General features: G+C 68.1%; 9 protein-coding genes and 1 pseudogene. 4 read left to right on the plus strand and 6 right to left on the minus strand.

Annotation, left to right across the window (positions count from 1 at the left end):
* Positions 1-184 precede the first annotated feature (184 nt).
* Complete coding sequence (locus tag AC1DVT_RS05645; protein WP_457098523.1) at positions 185-568, plus strand: YciI family protein; 384 nt, start codon at positions 185-187, stop codon at positions 566-568.
* Positions 565-1,809, plus strand: a complete 1,245-nt coding sequence (locus tag AC1DVT_RS05650) for an RNA polymerase sigma factor (protein WP_477387242.1) — start codon at positions 565-567, stop codon at positions 1,807-1,809. The genes AC1DVT_RS05645 and AC1DVT_RS05650 overlap by 4 nt, the downstream gene beginning before the upstream one ends.
* Positions 1,810-1,874: 65 nt before the next feature.
* Here AC1DVT_RS05650 and AC1DVT_RS05655 read toward each other — a convergent pair whose 3' ends face one another.
* The 4 genes from AC1DVT_RS05655 to AC1DVT_RS05670 all read right to left on the minus strand — a co-directional run bounded on the left by AC1DVT_RS05655 (position 1,875) and on the right by AC1DVT_RS05670 (position 3,559).
* Complete coding sequence (locus AC1DVT_RS05655) at positions 1,875-2,651, minus strand: class I SAM-dependent methyltransferase (RefSeq protein WP_477387244.1); 777 nt, start codon at positions 2,649-2,651, stop codon at positions 1,875-1,877.
* 93 nt (positions 2,652-2,744) lie between these two features.
* Entirely contained in the window at positions 2,745-3,110 is a 366-nt protein-coding gene (locus AC1DVT_RS05660; protein WP_477387246.1) for a TraR/DksA family transcriptional regulator, read from the minus strand.
* A gap of 46 nt (positions 3,111-3,156) precedes the next feature.
* Positions 3,157-3,297 (minus strand): hypothetical protein, encoded by a 141-nt coding sequence (locus AC1DVT_RS05665; RefSeq protein ID WP_457098519.1) that lies wholly within the window; start codon positions 3,295-3,297, stop codon positions 3,157-3,159.
* Between the two features lie 4 nt (positions 3,298-3,301).
* On the minus strand, positions 3,302-3,559 hold the full coding sequence (locus AC1DVT_RS05670) for a hypothetical protein (RefSeq protein WP_477387254.1): 258 nt from the start codon (positions 3,557-3,559) through the stop codon (positions 3,302-3,304).
* Here AC1DVT_RS05670 and AC1DVT_RS05675 point away from each other — a divergent pair.
* Positions 3,545-3,739 (plus strand): annotated as a pseudogene (locus AC1DVT_RS05675) (phosphotransferase); the annotation flags it as partial. The gene AC1DVT_RS05670 and the pseudogene AC1DVT_RS05675 sit on opposite strands and share 15 nt — an antisense overlap.
* Before the next feature lie 532 nt (positions 3,740-4,271).
* Positions 4,272-5,510, plus strand: coding sequence for an MFS transporter (locus AC1DVT_RS05680; RefSeq protein ID WP_477387248.1), 1,239 nt, complete (start codon positions 4,272-4,274; stop codon positions 5,508-5,510).
* Here AC1DVT_RS05680 and AC1DVT_RS05685 read toward each other — a convergent pair.
* Positions 5,507-5,911, minus strand: a complete 405-nt coding sequence (locus tag AC1DVT_RS05685; RefSeq protein WP_477387250.1) for a DoxX family protein — start codon at positions 5,909-5,911, stop codon at positions 5,507-5,509. The genes AC1DVT_RS05680 and AC1DVT_RS05685 overlap by 4 nt on opposite strands.
* Positions 5,912-5,983: 72 nt before the next feature.
* The coding region (locus AC1DVT_RS05690) for a YdeI/OmpD-associated family protein (RefSeq protein ID WP_477387252.1) at positions 5,984-6,340 on the minus strand (357 nt) is incomplete at its 5' end.

Genomic DNA, 6,340 nt, shown 5'->3' on the forward strand with positions numbered 1-6,340 from the left:
TGACTCGTGACGCGGGGTTGGTTTCGCCGCACGGGACCCGCAGCGAACTAAGACCGACGCTGTGAATCTCTCGCCGATATTGTCGTATCCGAGGGCCGCCGTTCGTGGAATAGGCAGGTGACCCGTCCGGGTCGCGATGACCGAAGAGCCGCGACATGGCTCTCGTCCCGATGAGGAGAGAACAGTGCCGAAGTATCTGATCGCATTCAACGATGAGTGGGTGCCCGCGCACACCGCTGAGCAGCTGCAGAGCAAGAGCCAGGCTTCGTCAGCCCTGCTCGAGGAGATGAAGGAGGCCGGTGTCTTCCTCTACGCAGATGGAGGGATCGATGCCTCGACCGCGGTCTTCAGCGTCGTGAGCAAGGACGGGAAGGCGGTCTTCACCGATGGGCCGTTCGTCGAGTCCAAGGAGCACCTCGGCGGATTCACCGTCGTGGACGTCGCCGACGATGAGGCGGCGCGCTACTGGGCCGGACGACTGGCCGTCTCGCTGGACTGGCCGCAAGAGGTGCACCGGTTCCCCTCCGACCTCGCTGAGATCGTCGAACGGCACGCAACGGGGTCGTGACGGAACCCCCCGCAGAACAGGCGATCGCCCGCGCCCACCGCGAGGAGTGGGCGCGGGTGGTGGCCGGTCTCGCTCGCCGCTTCGGCGATCTCGACCTCGCCGAGGACGCGGCGGCCGAGGCATACGTCGCCGCAGTGGAGCGGTGGCCGCGCGACGGCGTGCCACCCAACCCTGGCGCCTGGCTCACCACGACCGCGACGCGCAAGGCGATCGACCGGCTGCGGCGTGAGTCCCGTCGCGACGACAAGTACCAGGCGGCCCACATGCTGTCGGACGACACTCCCCCGACGCCGACCGGACCGGTCGACGACGACCGACTTCGGCTCGTCTTCATCTGCTGCCATCCCGCTCTCCCGATGGAGGCCCGTGTGGCGCTGACCTTGCGCCTGCTCGGCGGTCTGACCGTCGCAGAGATCGCCCACGCCTTCCTCGTGCCCGAGACCACGATGGCGCAGCGGATCACCCGCGCGAAGGCGAAGATCAAGGCTGCGCAGCTTCCCTACCGGATGCCGTCGGCGGCGGATCTCCGCGAACGGCTCGCCGGGGTGCTCGCGGTGATCTATCTCATCTTCAACGAGGGATATCTGGCCACTGCGGGGGACGATCCACTTCGCGTGGACCTCAGCGACGAGGMGATCCGTCTCGGTCGCCTCCTGCACACGCTGCTTCCCGACGAGGGCGAGGTGACCGGCTTGCTGGCTCTCATGATCCTCGCCGACGCACGGCGGACCGCGCGCGTGTCCCGCGCCGGTGAGCTGGTGACCCTCGACGAGCAGGACCGCGGCGCGTGGGACCGTAGCCTCATCGTCGAGGGGCACGCCCTCGTCCGCGAGCGGATCGCCGCGGTCGCCGCCGGCGCCGAGCCACCTGGGCGGTATCAGCTCCTGGCCGCGATCAACGCGGTGCACACGGATGCCCCGTCCGCACGCGACACCGACTGGTCGCAGATCGTCGCGCTCTACGAACGCCTGATCGGGCTCGACCCGTCCCCGATCGTGCGCCTCAACCGCGCGATCGCAGTCGCCGAGCTGGATGGGCCCGACGTGGCGCTCGCCGAGATCGACCGACTCGACGGGGACCTCGATGGGTACCACGCCTATCACGCCGCGCGCGCCGACATCCTGCGGCGGGTCGGACGGAGCGACGAATCGCGGAAGGCGTACGACCGCGCCATCCAACTCGCCGGCAACCCGGCCGAGCGGGCCTACCTCGCCCGCCGCCGCGACCAACTCGTGTGGTGACCCGAGGCTCCGTCTTTGCGCAGATCCGTCTATCCCGCTTGCGCCGTTGAGTCCGTTCCTGAGGCTCAGCGCCGCTGCGCCACCATGAGCACCCGCCGCCGTTGGAACGCGAAGATGGCCTCCATCTCGAGGTTTTCCTCGCGCACCTGCTCGGGTGACTGACCGGACTCGGCGGCGAGGTCCGAGGTCCGCTCCAGCAGTCGCGCGGCAAGCGCGCGCTGGTACTCGAGCCAATGAGGCGTGTCGTCGTAGGCGATCACGTCGAAGCCCGCGTCTCKGGCGATGTCGCGGTGGTCCGACACCTGCGGCGGGCGATTCGGCGGCTGACCGTCGAAATCCCAGGTCGTGAGGACGAGCCGTGCGCCCGGGCGTGCGATGCGGGCGAGTTCGCGGAGGGCAGCGCCCTTGTGTGGGGTGAAGAGTAGGGCGTCCACGCTCATGATCGCGTCCGCGAAGTCGTCCGGGAGGGCGGTGGCCTCGAATGATCCGAGTCGGAACTCAGCTCGATCGGCGAGCCGAAGCCGGACCGCCTGGGCGCGCGCGGCCACCAGCGCCGAAGCCGCGATGTCGATCCCCAGGAGGGCGGCACCGGTGGCGCCGGCTACCCAAAGTCCGGGACCGCCGCGGCCGCATCCGATGTCGACCAGCGTGCCCTCCCGTGGGAGCGCGAGCGACTCGGCGATCCGACGCAGCTCGGACCGTGTGGTGAACGAGTAGATCTCGAGGCCGGCGGGGTACTCGTCGCCGTACACGTCCGCCCACACCTCGTCCTGGACAGTCGACGCGGGTGTCGAGAACACAGCGTCGAATCTCCCCGCCCAGTCCTCGATCTCCGCCGCCATGCGATGAGTATCGGCCCCGTGCCGGAGCCGGGCAAGAGGGGGGACGTATCGCGGCATGGGGCGAGAGGTCAGCGGCGCGGCCAGGGCGATCGGTCAGCCGCCGACCCGCTCCGCGCAGGGCACGCAGCGCCGCGCAGCCGGTCGCACCCGCAGCCTTTCCATCGGGATGCTTCGACCGCATCCCTCGCACCGGCCGTAGTCGCCGGACCTCCACCGGGTGAGTGCCTCGTCGATCTCGGCGAGCTCACGCTCAGCGGCCAGGCGGAGGCCCTCGATGCGCTGCCACTCCATCGACAGCGTGACACCCTCGGGATCGTGCTCATCGTCCGCAGTCTCGGCGCCGCGATCGCGCCGCAGTTCAGCAGCCGCCGCCGACAGCGCATCCCGCCGCGCAACTGCACCAGCTTGAAGGCCGACGAGGAGCGTCGCATGGGATGCGTGAGAAGAATCGGTGCTCATCGGTTCGAGCCTAAGACTCCCCCGCAGGACTGCGGCCCTCGCGGTACTACACCGGCTCGGTGGTGCGGATCAGGCCGCAGTTCAGGCACGACCAGGCAACCAGGAATCGCTCATCGTCGAGGATCTCGAACTTCAGCGCATCGCCGCATGTCGGGCACGCTCGGGGATCCGGAGCATCGACCTTCATGCCGTCAGCCTAGGGTTGCTGCGTGATGCATGAAGGTGAGGTCGAGGTCGCCGTCGGCGATCTCGCCGCCGCACTCGCGGCGCAGTTCCCCGAGTTTGCCGGGTTGCCGGTAAGGCGTGTGGAGTCGGCGGGCACCGTGATCGCACCGTTTCGCGTGGGCGAGAACGTCGTCGCCCGATTGCCGCTCGTGCCGACCGACGCGGATGCGGCACGCGACAGCATTCACCGAGAACAGCGGTACGCGCTCGTGCTCGCCGACCATCTGCGAGTCGCAGTGCCCCGGCCCCTCGGGATCGGCGAGCCCTTCCGCGGGTATTCGGGCATCTGGTCGGTCTGGACCTGGTTACCCGGCCAGTCGCTCGACCAGCTTCCCTTGGCTCGTGATGCGCGTCTCGCAGCCGACCTCGCCGAGGTCATCACTTCGATTCAGGCGCTCCCGGCAGCGGGGCGAACGTGGAATGGGGAGGGTCGCGGGGGCAGGCCGCTGGCCGACACCTCGTGGGTGCGCGAATCCATCCACGCATCCGCCCATCTCATCGACCCACGCAAGGCGACTGTCTGCTGGGAGAGTCCGCAAGCGAGCGTGGACGCGGCTGGGCGTTCGAGATGGCGATCGGTGGCGCGCACTACTACGAACACACGAACGCCGTGTTCTTCGAGCAGGCGATGCGCACGCTGCATCGGCTCCTTGCGGAGTGAACCCGCGCGCTGAACGCCAAGAGCGTCAGCCCGACGACGTTCCGATCGAGGGGAAGACGAAGCCCCCGCGCGACTGGGTCGGCGGGGGCTCGCTTTGGTATTTCAACGATCGTGGGTGCTCATAGTCTGTCCTTCCCTAGGGAACACTCCGAATCTAGCCAGCGAGTCAAGCTTTGACAATCAGCAGGGAGACTCAGCACCCCTACGCTCGTACCAGCGCGATAGTCGGCCGCGATCGCGACGCCCGATGCCTCAGAAAGGCAGATCACCAAGCCGTGTACTCGCTCCTCCTGGCGATCATCTACATCGCCTTCATCAGTCTCGGGCTCCCAGACTCGCTCGTTGGCGCGGGCTGGCCGGTCATGCATCAGGACCTCGACGTCCCCATCGCCTTCGCAGGCATCCTCACCATGATCATCGCCGGCGGCACCATCCTGTCCAGCCTGGCATCCGAGCGGATCACCCGTCGGTTCGGCGTCGGCCTTGTGACGGCCGTCAGCGTCGGAATGACCGCGGCCGCCCTTGTGGGCTTCTCCGTCTCGGGTTCGTTCTGGATGCTGTGCCTGTGGGCCATCCCGTACGGACTGGGCGCGGGCGCCGTGGACGCCGCACTCAACAATTACGTGGCCGTGCACTACGCCGCGCGGCACATGAACTGGCTGCACGCCTGTTGGGGCCTAGGTGCGTCGATCAGCCCTTTCATCATGAGCTATGCCCTCGGCTCCGGTTTGGGCTGGTCCAGCGCTTACCTCATCGTCGGCATCGTCCAAGCGGTTCTCACCTTCGCGCTGTTGATCAGCATCCCGCTATGGGGCAAGGTCAACCCCATCGTCCCGCGCGGGCACGATGTTGACGAAGCGGAAGCGACCGGTGACGAGCCTTCGGGGCGGGGGCGCAGCCACGTCCCCCTCGCGCGCGCAATCCGGATTCCCGGCGTCCTGCTGATCCTGACCGCCTTCTTCGCCTACTGCGCGCTCGAGAGCACAGCGATCCTGTGGGCATCGACGTATCTGGTCACCGACCGGGGAGTCGCCCCCGCGACCGCGGCCGCGTTCGCCTCGCTGTTCCTGCTGGGTATCACTGCAGGGCGCTTCCTGGCCGGCTTCTTCGCTGACCGCGTGGGCGACCGGCTGATGATCCGTGGTGGCTTCGCGACGGTCGGCCTGGGTGTCGTGCTGCTCGCGCTGCCGGCAGAGACCACCGTGCTTGCGCTCGTCGGACTCGTGACTCTGGGACTCGGATGCGCGCCGATCTACCCCGCGATCATCCACTCCACACCGGTCAATTTCGGCCGCCGCAACTCACAGGCCATCATCGGCATCCAGATGGCCGCCGCCTACACCGGCTCGACCTTCGCACCACTGCTGTTCGGGGCGATCTCTGCCTGGACGGGAATGTGGATCTTCCCACTCTTCCTCGCCGTACTCGTCGCACTGGGTCTGCTCATGTCCGAGCGCCTCAACCAGCTCGTCCGACGCCGAGGACGAGCGGGCACGGTCGAGGTCAGCAGCTAGCGCGTCCCCCACAGGGCCCAGACAACAAGAACCGGCTGCAGCAGCAACCGCACGAAGCGGGCGCGGTCGGTGCGGAGCATCGGCGCCGACCGGCCGGTCCGCCACTGGTGGACATTTCCCGGGAAGACGGCGACGAAGAACCCCGCGACGAGCCAGCCGACGCTGCGCTCCCGGGGAATCGCGGCGACCGCGCCGGCGAGCATCAACTCGGCCACACCCGAACCCACGACGATCGCGTCTTTGTCGAGACCCGTGAGGCGAGTCGACCAATCCGGCACGACGATGCGGTAGCCGCGCCTTCCCCAGGTCAGATGCGACACGCCAGCGGCAGCGAGCAGCGCGACGAGCGACCACCGCGCCGCCGTGCGCCAACCGGCCATCGGATCAGCCACTGAGCTCATTGCTCGACGCTACCTGAGGGCCGGCGAAGATCCATCCACCCAGCGTCGGGCGCGGGGTGGGGCAAGCGCTCGTCAGTAGATGGTTTCGCCTCGTTTGAGCATCTCGACGTACTGCGCAACGCGTGCGGCTCGCGAGGCCGGCCGTTTGAGATTGGCCACGCGGAAGGCCATCGCGAATCGGTTCTGCGCCGACTGTCTCGCGAAGGCTTCGGCGATCGCCGGGTCTGCGTCCAGGGCTTCCTGCAGCTCCACGGGGAGCTCGCCATCGCTTTGCCGATACGCGCTGTCCCACCGTCCGTCCGCCTTCGCCCGGTCGATCTCACTCTGACCTTGGGGCCGCATGCGACCCTCCTCGATCAGCCGACTGACGTGACCGATGTTGACCTTCGACCAGATGCTTCGCGGTCGTCGTGGGGTGAAGGATTGCAG

This window comes from Microbacterium sp. P2_F9 (assembly GCF_056403635.1).